The organism is Candidatus Sodalis endolongispinus, assembly GCF_018777395.1.
In the GTDB taxonomy this organism is placed as follows: domain Bacteria; phylum Pseudomonadota; class Gammaproteobacteria; order Enterobacterales; family Enterobacteriaceae; genus Sodalis_B; species Sodalis_B endolongispinus.
Window position 1 is genome coordinate 1059818 of the sequence record NZ_JAFJYC010000001.1, and the last position, 15147, is coordinate 1074964.

At 54.8% G+C, this 15147-nt stretch carries 11 protein-coding genes, 1 rRNA gene and 4 pseudogenes; 7 read left to right on the plus strand and 9 right to left on the minus strand.

Going from position 1 to position 15147, the window contains the following annotated elements; all coding sequences use genetic code 11:
• Positions 1-25: 25 nt before the first annotated feature.
• Positions 26-1566: ribosomal RNA gene (locus JZM24_RS05200) — 16S ribosomal RNA — on the minus strand.
• A gap of 454 nt (positions 1567-2020) precedes the next feature.
• Between JZM24_RS05200 and JZM24_RS05205 the strand changes: the two genes are divergently transcribed.
• Complete coding sequence (locus JZM24_RS05205; RefSeq protein WP_215668866.1) at positions 2021-2599, plus strand: gamma carbonic anhydrase family protein; 579 nt, start codon at positions 2021-2023, stop codon at positions 2597-2599.
• Positions 2600-2695: 96 nt separating this feature from the next.
• Here JZM24_RS05205 and JZM24_RS05210 read toward each other — a convergent pair whose 3' ends face one another.
• From JZM24_RS05210 to dprA, 6 genes and pseudogenes are all read right to left on the minus strand, one after another.
• Positions 2696-2953, minus strand: coding sequence for a DUF1488 family protein (locus JZM24_RS05210; protein WP_215668867.1), 258 nt, complete (start codon positions 2951-2953; stop codon positions 2696-2698).
• A gap of 56 nt (positions 2954-3009) precedes the next feature.
• Positions 3010-3769: pseudogene (aroE, locus tag JZM24_RS05215) on the minus strand (shikimate dehydrogenase); the annotation flags it as partial.
• Between the two features lie 19 nt (positions 3770-3788).
• A complete protein-coding gene (gene tsaC, locus JZM24_RS05220; protein WP_376775536.1) occupies positions 3789-4358 on the minus strand; it encodes an L-threonylcarbamoyladenylate synthase type 1 TsaC in 570 nt (189 codons plus the stop codon).
• A pseudogene (locus JZM24_RS05225) lies at positions 4351-4905 on the minus strand (DNA topoisomerase family protein). Before JZM24_RS05225 ends, tsaC begins: the two are co-directional and overlap by 8 nt.
• A gap of 23 nt (positions 4906-4928) precedes the next feature.
• Positions 4929-5402 (minus strand): DUF494 family protein, encoded by a 474-nt coding sequence (locus JZM24_RS05230; RefSeq protein WP_215668871.1) that lies wholly within the window; start codon positions 5400-5402, stop codon positions 4929-4931.
• Positions 5374-6496: pseudogene (dprA, locus tag JZM24_RS05235) on the minus strand (DNA-protecting protein DprA). Before dprA ends, JZM24_RS05230 begins: the two are co-directional and overlap by 29 nt.
• A 132-nt stretch (positions 6497-6628) precedes the next feature.
• Here dprA and def point away from each other — a divergent pair.
• The 5 genes from def to mscL all read left to right on the plus strand — a co-directional run bounded on the left by def (position 6629) and on the right by mscL (position 11593).
• Positions 6629-7144, plus strand: a complete 516-nt coding sequence (gene def / locus JZM24_RS05240) for a peptide deformylase (RefSeq protein WP_215668872.1) — start codon at positions 6629-6631, stop codon at positions 7142-7144.
• 21 nt (positions 7145-7165) lie between these two features.
• Positions 7166-8116: a methionyl-tRNA formyltransferase gene (fmt, locus tag JZM24_RS05245; protein WP_215668874.1), complete on the plus strand. Its 951-nt coding sequence runs from the start codon at positions 7166-7168 to the stop codon at positions 8114-8116.
• 72 nt (positions 8117-8188) lie between these two features.
• On the plus strand, positions 8189-9490 hold the full coding sequence (gene rsmB / locus JZM24_RS05250; protein ID WP_215668875.1) for a 16S rRNA (cytosine(967)-C(5))-methyltransferase RsmB: 1302 nt from the start codon (positions 8189-8191) through the stop codon (positions 9488-9490).
• 167 nt (positions 9491-9657) lie between these two features.
• On the plus strand, positions 9658-11034 hold the full coding sequence (gene trkA / locus JZM24_RS05255; protein ID WP_215668877.1) for a Trk system potassium transporter TrkA: 1377 nt from the start codon (positions 9658-9660) through the stop codon (positions 11032-11034).
• A gap of 97 nt (positions 11035-11131) precedes the next feature.
• A complete protein-coding gene (gene mscL / locus JZM24_RS05260) occupies positions 11132-11593 on the plus strand; it encodes a large-conductance mechanosensitive channel protein MscL (protein WP_215668879.1) in 462 nt (153 codons plus the stop codon).
• 4 nt (positions 11594-11597) lie between these two features.
• Here the strand turns inward: mscL and JZM24_RS05265 are convergent, their stop codons facing one another.
• Positions 11598-11846 carry an alternative ribosome-rescue factor A gene (locus tag JZM24_RS05265; RefSeq protein ID WP_215668881.1) on the minus strand — a complete coding sequence of 83 codons (249 nt, stop codon included), beginning with the start codon at positions 11844-11846 and terminating at the stop codon, positions 11598-11600.
• 35 nt (positions 11847-11881) lie between these two features.
• Entirely contained in the window at positions 11882-12208 is a 327-nt protein-coding gene (locus tag JZM24_RS05270) for a DnaJ family domain-containing protein (protein ID WP_215668883.1), read from the minus strand.
• A 451-nt stretch (positions 12209-12659) separates the two neighbouring features.
• On the opposite strand from JZM24_RS05270, the pseudogene fhuE reads away from it, so the two are divergent.
• Positions 12660-14852: pseudogene (fhuE, locus tag JZM24_RS05275) on the plus strand (ferric-rhodotorulic acid/ferric-coprogen receptor FhuE).
• The last annotated feature ends 295 nt before the right edge of the window (positions 14853-15147 follow it).

Consider the following 15147-nt stretch of genomic DNA (forward strand, 5'->3'; position numbering starts at 1 on the left):
CACGTCACTTAACGTATCGTTTTGATAAGGAGGTGATCCAACCGCAGGTTCCCCTACTGTTACCTTGTTACGACTTCACCCCAGTCATGAATCACAAAGTGGTAAGCGCCCTCCCGAAGGTTAAGCTACCTACTTCTTTTGCAACCCACTCCCATGGTGTGACGGGCGGTGTGTACAAGGCCCGGGAACGTATTCACCGTGGCATTCTGATCCACGATTACTAGCGATTCCGACTTCATGGAGTCGAGTTGCAGACTCCAATCCGGACTACGACGCACTTTATGAGGTCCGCTGACTCTCGCGAGATCGCTTCTCTTTGTATGCGCCATTGTAGCACGTGTGTAGCCCTACTCGTAAGGGCCATGATGACTTGACGTCATCCCCACCTTCCTCCGGTTTATCACCGGCAGTCTCCTTTGAGTTCCCGACCGAATCGCTGGCAACAAAGGATAAGGGTTGCGCTCGTTGCGGGACTTAACCCAACATTTCACAACACGAGCTGACGACAGCCATGCAGCACCTGTCTCAGAGTTCCCGAAGGCACCAAAGCATCTCTGCTTAGTTCTCTGGATGTCAAGAGTAGGTAAGGTTCTTCGCGTTGCATCGAATTAAACCACATGCTCCACCGCTTGTGCGGGCCCCCGTCAATTCATTTGAGTTTTAACCTTGCGGCCGTACTCCCCAGGCGGTCGATTTAACGCGTTAGCTCCGAAAGCCACGGCTCAAGGCCACAACCTTCAAATCGACATCGTTTACAGCGTAGACTACCAGGGTATCTAATCCTGTTTGCTCCCCACGCTTTCGTACCTGAGCGTCAGTCTTCGTCCAGGGGGCCGCCTTCGCCACCGGTATTCCTCCAGATCTCTACGCATTTCACCGCTACACCTGGAATTCTACCCCCCTCTACGAGACTCTAGCCTGCCAGTTTCAAATGCAGTTCACAGGTTAAGCCCGGGGATTTCACATCTGACTTAACAGACCGCCTGCGTACGCTTTACGCCCAGTAATTCCGATTAACGCTTGCACCCTCCGTATTACCGCGGCTGCTGGCACGGAGTTAGCCGGTGCTTCTTCTGCGGGTAACGTCAATCGATAGCGCTATTAACGCCACCGCCTTCCTCCCCGCTGAAAGTGCTTTACAACCCGAAGGCCTTCTTCACACACGCGGCATGGCTGCATCAGGGTTTCCCCCATTGTGCAATATTCCCCACTGCTGCCTCCCGTAGGAGTCTGGACCGTGTCTCAGTTCCAGTGTGGCTGGTCATCCTCTCAGACCAGCTAGGGATCGTCGCCTAGGTGAGCCATTACCCCACCTACTAGCTAATCCCATCTGGGTTCATCCGATGGTGTGAGGCCCGAAGGTCCCCCACTTTGGTCTTGCGACGTTATGCGGTATTAGCTACCGTTTCCAGTAGTTATCCCCGCCATCGGGCAGATCCCCAGACATTACTCACCCGTCCGCCGCTCGCCGGCAAAGAAGCAAGCTTCTTCCCGCTGCCGCTCGACTTGCATGTGTTAGGCCTGCCGCCAGCGTTCAATCTGAGCCATGATCAAACTCTTCAATTAAAAGCTTGATGCTCAAAGAATTAAAACCGGTATTCATAAGAATATTCGTTGTTCACTCTTCAAGACTCGATATATTCGTGTATCGATATCGTCTTGTGAGTGCCCACACAGATTGCCTGATAAACTGTTAAAGAGCGTTGCGCTGCCGGAATCCGGCTGGCGTATATTACGCCAGCCTCATTCAGAGTCAAGCCGTTTCGCTTGTTTCTGAACCCTCCCGTTCACCGTGATGATGTTCACATGACCGGTCGATGGAGGAGCATTATAGGGATCCGAATTTATTGCACAAGCCTTTTTTGATCTTTTGCCGCTAGACTGTTTATTTTTCATCCCTTCCGCTTTGATCTTAAGCGATCGTCTTTGCAAAAACGGCAAAAGGCGACCGACGAAAGGTTGTCATGAGCGCTTTCGAGACGATACAGTCTCTCCAGCACACCACAAAAGGATCCCAATCATGCTACAGCACGTTGAACCGCTGCGTACTTACCGAGGTACCTCCCCCCAGCTCGGCAAGCGGATCATGATCGATCCCAGCAGCGTGGTCATCGGCCATGTTACCCTCGGTGACGATGTCAGTATTTGGCCGCTGGCCGCTATTCGTGGCGATGTCAATAGCGTGCAAATCGGTGCGCGTACCAATATTCAGGACGGTTGCGTGTTGCACGTTACCCATTGCTCCGAGCGTAACCCAACGGGCCATCCCCTGATTATCGGCGATGAGGTCACGGTAGGGCACAAAGCGATGTTACATGGCTGCACTATCGGCAATCGTGTTCTGGTTGGCATGGGGAGCATTATTTTAGACGGCGCCGTCGTTGAGGATGAGGTCATCATTGGCGCCGGCAGCCTGGTGGCCTCCGGCAAACGTCTGCACAGTGGCTATCTCTATTTTGGCAGTCCGGCGCGCCGAGTACGCCGCCTGACGCCCGCAGAAATCGGCAATCTCATTTACTCAGCCAATAATTATGTACAGTGGAAGGATGACTATCTCACGCAGGGGGATGAACAGCAGCCGCACGCAGATAAATATTGATTAACGCCTTATCCAGGCGTTTGCGAAAGCGCGCCGGGAAGGATGAAACCACCGAGATCACAGCCTCTGGCAATCGCTCAGGCATGACCCATTGCGTCAATTTAAGCACAAGGGTCCGTCGAGATCGGCCTCTTGTGCGATAAGTAACTCGATTGCATCCTCAACGTCCAGGCGCTGCTGACGAAAGAGCGCCAGAGGCGTGGCGTCACCTGCTGCGGTGGCAAATCGGTTATTTAACCAGCCCGCACTGACCTGGCACTCTACGCGCATGCCGCTCACCAAAGCCGGAAAACACACGCTTTGGCGCTCATCATCCCATTGCTCCAAATCGGGAAAATGGATCGCCTGGTTCATGTAGTCAGCTCCGCGCGCAACGTTTCCAGCACCGGCAACACCGAGGGTAAAACGCCATGCCACAGCAAGAAAGATGAGGCCGCCTGGCCCACCAACATACCGAGCCCATCGGCGCAGCGCAGCGCGCCATGCCGGCGGCCCCAAGCAATGAACGGCGTGTCGCCTTGTTGATAATACATGTCGTAGCAACAGACCGATGACGTAATGAGCGATGCCGGCAGCGGTGGGAAATTGCCCTGCACACCGGTGGAAGTCGCGTTAATTATCAGATCGTAATCCGGCGTGTGCAGGCGCTCCAGCGGCAGCGCGCTAATATCGCCCATAGGGTGGTAAAACCCGACCAGCTCCTGCGCGCGCGGGAAAGTGCGGTTGGTGAGCACCACTTTGCAGCCGTAGGCCAGCAGCGGCAGGATCGCTCCCCGCGCCGCGCCGCCGGCACCCACTAACAGAACCCGGCTGTCCTGGCGCAGTAGATCGAGACGCTGTAAATCGCTGACCAGACCGATGCCATCGGTATTGTCCCCCAGCAAGGAGCCGTCCGGCTGTTTCTTGATGGTATTCACCGCCCCGGCCAGAGCACCTCGTTCGGTGAGTTGATCGCATAGCGAAAACGCACGCTCTTTAAACGGCAGGGTGATATTCGCCCCCAAACCGCCCGTGTCGAAAAACTGCCGCAGCGTTTGCTTCAAAGCCCTCCAGCGGCGCCAGTACCCGGCCATATGGATGGGTAATGCCGGTTTCGGCGGCAAATAGCGCATGGATGCGCGGCGAACGACTGTGGTTAATCGGATTACCAAAAACGGCAAAAGTCTCCATGGTGTCACTCCGGTTGTAATCAGCCCTGACGAATCAATCCGCCGCTCAGAGCATCGCGAATTTCGGAGGGATTGAGTCGTCCTTCCACCGCCTCGTCCAGTACCGGGAAAGCGGCACCCAATTGCTTACGCACTTCATCGGCGCTACGCGCCGGCGGTTGACCGGTCAGGTTAGCGCTGGTGGACACCAAGGGCTTACCGAACGCAAGACAAAGCCGTCGTACGGGTTCAAACGCGCTGACACGCACCGCCAGGGAGGGATACTGCCCTGTAAGCCAGCGCGGGGTAGTCGGGAGAGCAGGTATTACCCATGTCAAGGGACCGGGCCAACTGGCGAAGATCCGCGCCCGTGCAGCATCATCTAATGCGTCGTCGTCAATATAATCCGTCAACTGGGCGTAATCAGCAGCGACCAAGATCAACCCTTTTTGCCACGGGCGCTGCTTTAACGCCAATAGCGCCTGGACCGCGCTTTCGCTGCCTGGATCGCAGCCCAACCCGAAAACGGCCTCCGTCGGATAAGCAATAACCTGCTGCTGACGCAGCGCCTCTATCAAACTCTTCAGGTCCATCGAGCGGGCTTTATTCATCATCGTCGTTTATCGCTACCGGCCGGCCGCAATTCTTATCAGCGCAAAACCGTTTAATGCCGCGGGCGGTGTTTTTCGCCATCAATAGCGGGAAATGTCAATACTCGCATTCTCCCGCCACAGGTTGATTATTCAAGGCAAATTTACAAGCGGGATACCTATCGCAAACGTAAAAACTTTTGCCAAAACGTGAAGTGCGCTGCACCAGTTTACCGGAACGGCACTGCGGACAGGTAAATGCCGTGGTGTCGGCCAGCGCCATAGGTGCAATATGATCGCATTGGGGATAATTCAAGCAGCCGATAAACATACCAAAGCGCCCCTGGCGCAATACCAGCGTGGACTGACAGGCCGGGCAAATTTGCCCTTCAAGCACCTTTACCACATGTCCATCGCCGTGGGACTTAAGTGGACGTATATAGACACATTGCGGGTAATGAGAGCAGCCAAGAAAGGGGCCGTGCTGGCCGGAGCGAATAACAAGATCTGCCCCGCATTCTGGGCAGGACTCCGTGTGCTTTGCGGCAAAAAGCGCAGCTTTGGTCATAACGTTAAGTCATCTTTAAAGCATCAATGCAGACGCTGTTCGTCTTCTTCAAAAACCAAATCTTCCATTTTCTGATAGGCATTTTCGCAACCGGGAATATTGAACAGCACCATAAGAATAACCCACTTCAGATCTTCCAGATCAAATTCCGCCGCGTCCGGTGCCATCGCACGATCGATGACCATCTCGCGGGTTTCAAGGTTCAACACCTGAACCTGTTCGAGAAATAACAAGAAACCACGACAGTCGGTATCCAGGAACTGACTTTCTTCATCAGTATAGATCCGCATGGCAAGCGGATCGGCATTCAGCGCAAAAGCTCTGCCCGTCCCGTCCTGCAAATCAGCCAATTTCTCCAGCCAGTTTAACGCATTATAAATATCGTCCTGATGAAAGCCCGCCCGGGTAAGGTCATCGGTCAATTTATCCTGATCCACGCGCATTTCGACTTCATTGTGGATGTAGGTTTCAAACAAATACATTAGTACGTCGAACATGGCCTGCCCTCCTTAATCGGACATAGCCGCCGGGTACAACTGCGATCCATCCTGCTAACTCCAGTTCGAGCAGTTCTACCACCACCTCTGGCACAGGTTGGCCGGCACGTTCAGCGACGACTTCAACAGGTGTAACCTCATCCCCTACGTTAGCCAACACATCGGCAAATGGCAATTTAACTTCGCATTCTGGTGCAGAAATAATTTCCGTCTTGTTCGGCGCCAACCATTTCAAGTCACCGCATAGCTGTTCAAATATCTCCTTCGGGCGGGTAATAAGCGTCGCGCCCTGAAGGATAAGCCAGTGGGTGCCGACACTGGAAGGGCTGCCCAGCGGGCCTGGCAAGGCAAATACCTCCCGTCCCTGATCCAGCGCACAACGCGCCGTGACCAGCGAGCCGCTTTTTATTGCCGCTTTCTACCACCAGCACTCCCAGGCTCAAACCGCTTATCAAACGATTACGAAAAGGAAAATGCATCGCCAGCGGTGGCGCAAAAGGCAAAAACTCCGAAACCAGCGCACCGTCTTGCGCGACAATATCAGCGGCCAACCGACGGTGCTGGCGGGGATAGCCGTAACCGATTCCACAGCCCAGTACCGCTACGGTCTTTCCCCCGGCGGCCAGCGCCGCGCGGTGACAAACACCATCAATACCCAGCGCCAGACCGCTGGTGATGGTCAGCCCGGCAGCCGACAGTTGAGTGGCGAAGTAGTCGCCCCATTGTTTACCGGACAGACTGTATTGCCGACTGCCGACCATTGCCAGTTGCCGCGTTTCCAGGCAGGCCAGGTCCCCAGCGACAAAAAGCGCCGGCTGCGGGCAGTCGAGTGTGGCTAGCCGGCGTGGATAGCGCGGATCGGTGATGGCGAGCACATGGTGGCCCGGTTGCGCCAGCCAGCGGCGCGCAGCCGCCAATTCGCCCGGCGGACAGTGTTGGTAGCGTTGGTGCTGCCGCGGGGTTAGAAGCGCCTTTAACAACGTTTGCGTGTCCAAGGGCGCCGAATCCGCCGTTTTGGTTAAATAACCCTTGATCCGGGCCCCGTTCACCCCCTTTACCGACGCCATGCGCAGCCACATTTCGTTTGATGGCATTTCCCCTCCTTCCCTTCCCTGGCGAACAGCCGACGCCGAAACATTTCCTGTCCAATGCTGTCAATCAGTCCCGGAAATGTCTAGAATAAGGGTAAATATCGATTTCATACTCAGATGCAGATTCAGACCACTATGTCATTATTGCAGGTATTACATTATCCCGATGAGCAACTGCGCAAAGTCGCCAAGCCCGTCGTTGACGTTAATGACGCCGTCCGCCGCATCGTGGATGATATGTTTGAAACTATGTACGCCGAAGAAGGTATCGGCATGGCCGCCACCCAGGTCGATATCCACCAGCGGATCATCGTAATCGATGTCTCTGAAAGTCGCGATCAGCGCCTGGTGCTGATTAATCCCGAATTATTGGAGAAAAGCGGCGAGGCAGGCATTGATGAAGGCTGCCTGTCGATCCCCGATCAGCGTGGCTTTGTTCCTCGGGCCGAAAAGGTGAAGGTGCGGGCGCTGGATCGCGACGGTAACAGTTTCGAGCTGGAGGCGGACGATCTGCTGGCGATCTGTATTCAGCATGAGATGGATCACCTGGTCGGCAAGCTGTTTGTCGATTACCTCTCGCCGCTAAAACGTCAGCGCATTCGTCAAAAAATGGAAAAACTGGCACGCATGACCGCGCGGGCGGAAAAGTAACCCAACGCCATAGGAAACATCGTGTCAGACTCTTTACGTATCATCTTCGCCGGTACGCCGGATTTTGCCGCGCGTCATCTGGACGCGTTGATTGATGCCAAACAGCAGGTGGTCGGGGTTTTTACCCAGCCGGATCGGCCCGCAGGCCGCGGCAACCGCCTGACCCCCAGTCCGGTGAAGCGATTAGCTGAGCGGCATGGTCTGCCGGTGTTTCAGCCCGTTTCGCTGCGCAAACCAGAGGGACAACGGAGCGTGGCGGAGCTGAAGGCGGATATCATGGTGGTCGTGGCCTATGGCCTGATCCTGCCCCAGGTCGTGTTGGACCTGCCGCGGCTCGGCTGTATCAATGTGCACGGATCGCTATTGCCGCGCTGGCGCGGAGCAGCACCGATCCAGCGAGCATTATGGGCCGGCGACGATCGCACAGGCGTGACGATTATGCAGATGGATGCCGGTCTTGATACCGGCGCCATGCTGCATAAGGCCGTGTGCGCTATCCAGCCTGACGATACCAGCGCTTCGCTGTATGACAAATTGGCGCAAATCGGGCCGCGCGCTCTTTTAGCCACGCTAACGCAGATCGCTGCAGGCCGCGCCGTCGCAGAGCCGCAAGACAACGCCCTTGCCACTTACGCAGACAAACTCAGCAAGGAAGAAGCCCGACTCGACTGGCGTCTGTCCGCGGCGCAGCTTGAGCGCTGCATCCGTGCTTTCAATCCCTGGCCCATCAGCTATTTTCCGCTGGCGGATCAGCAGATTAAAGTCTGGGCCGCCAACGTTGATAACAGGCAGACGGCTTCACACGCCCCCGGCACAATTTTGGCGGCGGACAAGGCCGGCATCCACATCACCACCGGCGAAGGCGTATTGACGCTGACGCAGTTGCAGCCGGCGGGTAAAAAAGCGATGCCGGTTCAGGATTTGCTCAATTCACGCCGTGAATGGTTTATTCCCGGCACCGTTCTGGATTAATCTTCACCTGCAGAGTGAGCCGGCGGCCTCTGCCATCGGTTATAAAGCGAGCGCACCACGGCCCGGTCAGCTATGAAAACACAGTATAATCTCCGCGTTATCGCCGCCAGAGCGGTGGCGCAGGTATTGGATCAGGGCCAATCCCTTGGAGCCCTGCTACCCCCGCTGCAGGCTCCTTTGAGCGAGAAGGACCGCGCGCTGCTGCAGGAACTGTGCTTCGGCATTATGCGCGTCCTGCCGCAGTTGGAATGGCTACTGCGTCAGCTAATGGCAAAACCGCTGACCGGCAAACAACGCCCGGTACATTATCTGCTAATGGTTGGCCTGTATCAGTTGATATACACCCGCATTCCTCCGCATGCCGCGCTGGCAGAGACGGTTGAGGGCGCGGTGGCGATGAAACGGCCACAGCTCAAGGGGCTGATTAACGGCGTGTTGCGCCAGTTTCAGCGCCAGCAGCCGGCCTTGCTGGCCGACGCCGAGCGGCAGGATATCCGCCATCTGCACCCTTCATGGTTGCAAAAACGGATCCTGGCCGCCTGGCCGGCGCAGTATGCGCAGATCATCGACGCCAACAATCAACGCCCGCCGATGTGGCTGCGTGTCAACCGGCTGCACCACAGCCGTGACGCCTATTTGGCGCTGCTGGCCGGCGCGGAGACTGCCGCCGGCGCGCACCCGCAGTTGCCGGACGCCATCAGGCTGGAAATGCCGTGCAACGTCGGCCGCTTGCCCGGCTTCGATAGGGGCTGGGTAACAGTGCAAGATGCTTCGGCACAGTACTGCGCCCTGCTGCTCGCCCCCCGGGACGGCGAGACTATCCTTGATTTATGCGCCGCCCCCGGCGGCAAGACCACCCATATTCTGGAAATCGCGCCCGCGGCGCGGGTGATGGCGGTGGATGTGGATGCGCAGCGCGCGGCCCGCATTCATGACAATCTACAGCGTCTTGGCATGCAGGCGGAGGTGATGATCGGCGACGGACGCACGCCGGACGACTGGCGCAACGGCACGCTTTTCGATCGCATTCTGCTGGACGCCCCTTGCTCCGCGACCGGCGTCATACGTCGTCATCCAGATATTAAGTGGCTGCGCCGCGACGGCGACATTGCCGAGCTGGCCGAACCGCAGCGGCAGATCCTGTGCGCCGCCTGGCAAGTCCTGAAGCCCGGCGGTACATTGCTGTATGCAACCTGTTCGATTTTGCCGGAAGAGAACCGCCAGCAAATTGCCGCGTTCCTCTCCGACCACCCCGACGCCCTGCTGCAGGAAACAGGTGATGCCGCCGCACCTGGCCTGCAATGTTTGCCGTCGCCGACCTCGGGTGATGGTTTATTTTACGCTAAGATGATAAAAGAGACACAGGCCTGCTGATGCCAGATGATAAACGGTAAGCACACCGATTAACGGCGCAGATGATAACGGTAAACGCACCGACTTACGGCGCAGATGGTAACAGTAAGCGAACCGATTAGCGGCGCAGATATAAACGGTAAGCGCACCCGCTGCAGGTGCGCCCGGCTGAACACAACGGGTCTTATATGAAAATCATCATTCTTGGTGCGGGGCAGGTCGGCGGTACATTGGCGGAAAACCTGGTTGGTGAGAACAATGACATTACCATTGTTGATACCAATCCTGACCAGTTGCGCCAACTGCAGGACAAGTTCGACCTGCGCGCGATCCAAGGGCATGGATCTCATCCGCGGGTCCTGCGCGATGCCGGGGCGGATGATGCCGATATGCTGGTGGCGGTCACCAACTCCGACGAAACCAATATGATCGCCTGTCAGATAACCTATACGCTTTTCAAAACGCCAAACCGCATCGCCCGTATCCGCTCCCATGATTATGTCCGCGAAGCGGAGCGGTTGTTTTCTCCCGAAGCGGTGCCCATTGATCATTTAATTTCCCCGGAACAGCTGGTCACCGACAACATCTATAAGCTGATTGAGTATCCTGGAGCGCTGCAGGTGGTCAATTTTGCGGAAAGAAAAGTAAGCCTGGTGGCGGTAAAGGCCTATTATGGCGGGCCGCTGGTGGGTAATGCCCTTTCTTCGTTACGCGAGCATATGCCGCATATAGAAACCCGCGTCGCGGCTATATTTCGTCAGGACCGGCCAATTCGTCCGCAGGGTTCGACCATTATCGAGGCGGGCGACGAGGTGTTTTTTGTCGTTGCCTCGCAGCATATTCGCGCGGTAATGAGTGAAATGCAGCGGCTGGAAAAACCTTATAAGCGCATCATGATCGTCGGCGGCGGCAATATTGGCGCCGGTCTGGCTTATCGGCTGGAAAAAGATTACAGCGTGAAGTTGATAGAGCGCGATCAGGAACGCGCCGCGGAGCTAGCGGAAAGGCTGCATGACACCATCGTCTTCTACGGCGACGCTTCAGATCAAGAACTGCTGGCGCAGGAGCACATAGAACAGATCGACGTCTTTATCGCCATTACCAACGACGATGAAGCCAATATCATGTCCGCCATGCTGGCCAAACGCATGGGGGCGAAAAAGGTGTTGGTACTCATCCAGCGGCGGGCCTATGTGGATTTAGTGCAGGGCAGCGTGATTGATATCGCCATCTCCCCGCAACAGGCCACGATTTCAGCGCTACTCGGGCACGTGCGCAAAGCGGATATCGTCAGCGTTTCCTCGCTGCGGCGCGGGGTGGCGGAGGCGATTGAGGCCATCGCCCACGGCGATGAAAGTACCTCGCGCGTGGTTGGCCGCCTTATCGACGCCATCAAACTGCCGCCAGGTACCATTATCGGTGCCATTGTGCGCGGCGACGAAGTGATTATCGCTAACCGCAACAGCCGCATCGCGCAGGGCGACCATGTGATCATGTTCCTGACCGATAAAAAGTTTGTCAGCGATGTGGAAAGGCTGTTCCAACCCAGCCCCTTTTTCCTCTGAGCGTCACTATGCAGCCGGCCTATTCGGAAAAATACCCCCTGGTAAAACATTCATCCTTTGTTAGACTTAGTTCATTCATAAATGATGGAGCAAGCCTATGAGTTTCTTACAAGAATTCCGCAAATTCGCGATGCGTGGCAACGTGGTCGACCTGGCGATCGGTATCATCATCGGTGCCGCTTTCGGCAAAATCGTCTCATCTTTAGTGGCCAACGTCATTATGCCGCCGTTGGGGTTACTGATAGGCGGAATTGATTTTAAGCAATTCAGTTGGGTGTTAAAGCCGGCCCAAGGAGACACGCCGGCGGTGGTGATGGAGTACGGGATTTTCCTACAAAATATCTTTGATTTCATCATCGTAGCCTTTGCCGTGTTCTGTATTATCAATCTGATTAACAGAATGCATCGCAAAGAGGCGGAAAAACCCGCCGAGCCGCCTAAACCGAGTGCGGAAGAGACACTGCTTACCGAGATCCGCGATCTCCTGAAACAGCAGAACAACGCCGTGGCGCCGGGTACGACGACGATAAGCGGCCAGAAGCCGCCGCCTAAACTCTAAATCATTAAACGGCTGTTAGCGGGCAACCTTTATCCGCCAGGGCCCGAAAGTGAAAAAGAAAACCAGTGGTAATCGTACCGATGATGCTTTTGCCACTGGCCTCCCAGTTCCCTTTTGATTTCTGCTTACGGCTGTAACTGCCCTTCCACTTCTTGTTTTTTTCCCGCCGTTGACGAAACAGCGGATCGTGCAGCGGTGCCGCAAGCGCATTGTCTTGAATCGTGCCTTTGGTATGGCGGTAGTTATCGTCCATAGTCGTTCTCTTATGAGTTGAAAAATGATTCAACGTTATCTGCGTCCAGATCGGGTAAAGCGCGCCCGCAGTTGTTGCTGATAATGTTGATGTAAAAAGTCAGTGCTAACTCCGGCCTGACACAGCTTCATATCCAGCAGCCGAAGCCGGGCGTCCAGAGGCGCAAAACGAGGGTCATCCTCGCACAACGTCTTGAGCAGATCCACCAGTTGCAGGGCTTCTTTACGATCCTGCAGTTCCGCCGGCACGGCGCTGTCGTCATCCAGCTGCAGCGGCTCGCCATAGCCGGGCAGCGCAACGAACTGTCCCGCCTGCTGCGCTTGCAGTATATGACGTTCGGCCCAGTCGTCAACAATGCCCATGCTTGTACCTCAGTTAAGTTGGCGCGACGATATGACTGTCGCCAAACGTCAGCACGAAAAGCCAATGACGGATAATAGCGGAGCCATTCTACGCAAAAAAAACCTGCAACACTACCCGATCGCCAAGACGCCACGCTCTGGCACGCTGCTCGCGTCCGTTTAAGAATGCCGACGATCCCTTGTCTTGTTTACCACTTGGCCGTTGTGCGTCTTAATCTCATAGCCCTTCACTACGCTGTCGCGACAGTAACCTATATCGGCACTTCTACAGTCAGCGCGGCATCTGTTTAGCTCTGTAAATGTATGCAACACATGTTTACATTGGTAATGTAAATAAGTATATTTCTAATTTGTTTTATCCATATTAATTACAAACAAAATAATTTCACATAATTCTGGCTAGGCATCACCTTGATGCCGAACGACGATAACAAATGAGATAGGAGATGTAATGCTTGCCGCCAATGATTCATCAGTGGGGCGCGGGCCATCGTTCTTGGCCGCCGCCATTGCCTTGGCATTGATGCCCAGCGCCGTCCTTGCCGCCACCACTGCGACCGCTAGCACCGATGACACCATCGTAGTCACGGGAAACGCAGACGCCGGCGCGGCGGCGGACAGCCAGAATCAAGATTACAGCGTGCCCACTACCACCAGCGGCACTAAAATGCCGATGGTACTGCGCGATATCCCGCAATCGGTCAGCATTATCAGCCAACAGCGCATGGAAGATCAGCAACTCCAGTCGCTGGGTGATGTGATGACCTACACCACCGGGATTAGTAGAAACCAGTCGGGCTCCGATCGCGACCTTTATTACTCACGCGGTTTTCTCATCGACAACTACATGGTCGATGGCATTCCTACCTACTTTGAGTCACGCTGTAATCTGGGTGATTCCTAAAGTGATACTGCACTGTATGATCGGGTAGAAGTCGTGCGGGGTGCAAATGGGTTGATGACGGGGACTGGCAACCCCTCTGCGTCGATCAATATGGTACGCAAACATGCGACCAGTCGAGAATTCAAAGGCGATCTTAGCGCCGAATATGGCAGCTGGGACAAACAACGTTATGTGGCCGATCTGCAAAGCCCGCTGACGGAAAGAGGCAATGTCCGCGCCCGTGTCGTGGCCGGGTATCAGGATAATGATTCCTGGCTCGATCGCTATAACAATAAAAAGACCTTCTTCTCAGGGATCATCGATGCCGACCTGAGCGACTCCACCACCCTTGCGGCCGGTTACGAATATCAGCGCATTGATACCAATAGCCCGACCTGGGCAGGCTTGCCGCGCTGGAATAGCGATGGCAGCGTCAGACATTATGATCGCTCACACAGCACCGCGCCAGATTGGGCGTACAACGATAAAGAAATCAATAAGTTTTTTGTCACGTTAACGCAGCGCTTTGCCGAGAATTGGCAAGCGACGCTGAACGCCACCCACACCAATACCAAATTTGATAGCCAGATGATGTATCTGGATGCGGTCGTCAATAAAGAAACCGGTCAACTAGTCGGCCCCTATGGCAATTATGGGCCCGGCTATGATTATGTGGGCTGGACGGGCTGGAATACCGGCGAGCGCAAGGTAGACTCGCTGGATTTGTTTACCGACGGCAAATATGAGCTGTTATGACGTCAACATACCCTGATGTTAGGGGGCAGCTACAGCCGACAAACCAACCGTTACCTGAACACCTGGGCAAATATCTTCCCAGACGAAGTGGGCAGCTTTTACGACTATAACGATGATTTCCCGTAAACCGACTGGGGCCAACAAACCGTCGCCCAATATGACAAAACCTACATGAAATCGCTGTACGCAGCGATCCGCATTTCTCTTGCCGATCCGCTGAACCTTATCATTGGCGCCCGCTACACCAACTGGCGCGTCGATGCTTTGACCTACAGCATGGAGAAAAATCACACCACGCCTTACGCCTGGCTGGTGTATGACATTGACGAAAACTGGTCGGCCTACGCCAGCTATACCTCCATTTTTCAGCCGCAAAATTATCGGGACAGCTCGGGTAAATACCTCGCGCCTATCACCGGTAACAACTATGAGATCGGGGTGAAATCAGACTGGATGGGCAGCCGCCTGACCACCACCTTATCCGTCTTCCGCATTGAGCAGGATAACGTCGCGCAAAGCACCGGTCAGATTATCCAAGGCTCCACCGATACTGCCTATCGTGGCGTGGACGCTACCGTAAGCAAAGGGGTGGAATTCTAGATTAATGGGGCAATAACCGATAATTGGCAAATGACCTTCGGCGCCACCCGGTATGTCGCCACCGATAATGATGATAAAGCAGTGAGCCCGGAGCTACCGCGAACCACGGTGAAACTGTTCACCAGCTATCGTCTGCCGGTGGCGCCGGATCTGACGGTGGGCGGCGGGGTCAATTGGCAGAACCACGTGTACCAGGATATTTCTACCGCCTATGGTACCTGGCGTGCGGAACAGGGCAGCTATGCGCTGGTAGATCTTTTCAGCCGCTACCAGTTGACCAAGAATCTGTCAGTTCAAGCCAATATCCATAACCTGTTCGACAAAACTTACGATACCAGCGTGTCTAATACCATTGTTTACGGCGCGCCGCGTAACTTCAGCCTTTCAGCCAATTACCATTTCTAAAAATGTCACCTTAGGGGAGCTCAGGCTCCCCTTTCATCAACGGAACCAATATGCGTTCTTGCCGGATGACACGGGCACACGCTTAATATAACCATCATTAATTCAGGCATCATAAAATAATATCAGCCAGAGCGGAATAGCAAGTCATTAAATCCAACCGGCGTTCCACCATAAAATTACATAACTAAGTTATAGGCTTTTAAATAGTCATTTACCCTGGCAATGATATTTTTAACAAAGTATTTTATTGAAAGTGCTAATCGTCGATAGATAAATCAATATATTCATTCCGGTT

Excerpts from the sequence above, each read along its gene's own strand:
- JZM24_RS05205 (WP_215668866.1), top strand. The coding sequence starts at position 2,021 with ATGCTACAGCACGTTGAACCGCTGCGTACTTACCGAGGTACCTCCCCC.
- JZM24_RS05210 (WP_215668867.1), bottom strand. The coding sequence starts at position 2,953 with ATGAACCAGGCGATCCATTTTCCCGATTTGGAGCAATGGGATGATGAG.
- tsaC (WP_376775536.1), bottom strand. The coding sequence starts at position 4,358 with ATGAATAAAGCCCGCTCGATGGACCTGAAGAGTTTGATAGAGGCGCTG.
- JZM24_RS05230 (WP_215668871.1), bottom strand. The coding sequence starts at position 5,402 with ATGTTCGACGTACTAATGTATTTGTTTGAAACCTACATCCACAATGAA.
- def (WP_215668872.1), top strand. The coding sequence starts at position 6,629 with ATGTCATTATTGCAGGTATTACATTATCCCGATGAGCAACTGCGCAAA.
- rsmB (WP_215668875.1), top strand. The coding sequence starts at position 8,189 with ATGAAAACACAGTATAATCTCCGCGTTATCGCCGCCAGAGCGGTGGCG.
- trkA (WP_215668877.1), top strand. The coding sequence starts at position 9,658 with ATGAAAATCATCATTCTTGGTGCGGGGCAGGTCGGCGGTACATTGGCG.
- mscL (WP_215668879.1), top strand. The coding sequence starts at position 11,132 with ATGAGTTTCTTACAAGAATTCCGCAAATTCGCGATGCGTGGCAACGTG.
- JZM24_RS05265 (WP_215668881.1), bottom strand. The coding sequence starts at position 11,846 with ATGGACGATAACTACCGCCATACCAAAGGCACGATTCAAGACAATGCG.
- JZM24_RS05270 (WP_215668883.1), bottom strand. The coding sequence starts at position 12,208 with ATGGGCATTGTTGACGACTGGGCCGAACGTCATATACTGCAAGCGCAG.